This window comes from Shewanella sp. SM29, from assembly GCF_025654245.1.
In the GTDB taxonomy this organism is placed as follows: Bacteria; Pseudomonadota; Gammaproteobacteria; order Enterobacterales; family Shewanellaceae; genus Shewanella; species Shewanella oncorhynchi.
Window position 1 is genome coordinate 1 of record NZ_JAKKRN010000093.1, and the last position, 696, is coordinate 696.

At 46.0% G+C, this 696-nt stretch carries 2 rRNA genes; both read right to left on the bottom strand.

Going from position 1 to position 696, the window contains the following annotated elements:
- Window positions 1-132: ribosomal RNA gene (locus tag L5L77_RS22590) — 23S ribosomal RNA — on the bottom strand; the annotation flags it as partial.
- A 362-nt stretch (window positions 133-494) separates the two neighbouring features.
- Window positions 495-696 (bottom strand): 16S ribosomal RNA (locus L5L77_RS22595); the annotation flags it as partial.

Consider the following 696-nt stretch of genomic DNA (forward strand, 5'->3'; position numbering starts at 1 on the left):
GTTCGTTCCCCCATTCGGACATCGTTAGCTCAAATGCTTGTTACTAGCTCGCCAACGCTTTTCGCAAGTTACTACGTCCTTCATCGCCTCTGACTGCCAAGGCATCCACCGTATACGCTTAGTCGCTTAACCATACAACCCAAATGAGTTTCACTCATCTGCGCCGCATTGCGACCAGCTTGGTTTTACTTGTCTCACTTCTGACCAAAGAAGTGGACGCGCCTTAGACGTAAACTATTCAGCAAAGAATAATTTACTTTTGAATATTCAAGACACTTAATAAAGTGTTTGAGAACTCATGTTCAATGCTTGCGCATTAAACGTTTTGTAATTAATCACATGACAGACTCATGYAATTAAATACTATCAGCTTTCCAAATTGTTAAAGAACAATGCGTACCGGCTCGCGGCGCATTTAGCTCTGACTTCTCCTAAGAGAAGCTAAACAAGCAATCTGTGTGAACACTCAACAAACATTAAGTTAGTCGTATAGGTAAGGAGGTGATCCAGCCCCAGGTTCCCCTAGGGCTACCTTGTTACGACTTCACCCCAGTCATGAACCACAAAGTGGTGAGCGCCCCCCCGAAGGTTAAGCTACCCACTTCTTTTGCAGCCCACTCCCATGGTGTGACGGGCGGTGTGTACAAGGCCCGGGAACGTATTCACCGTGGCATTCTGATCCACGATTACTAGCGA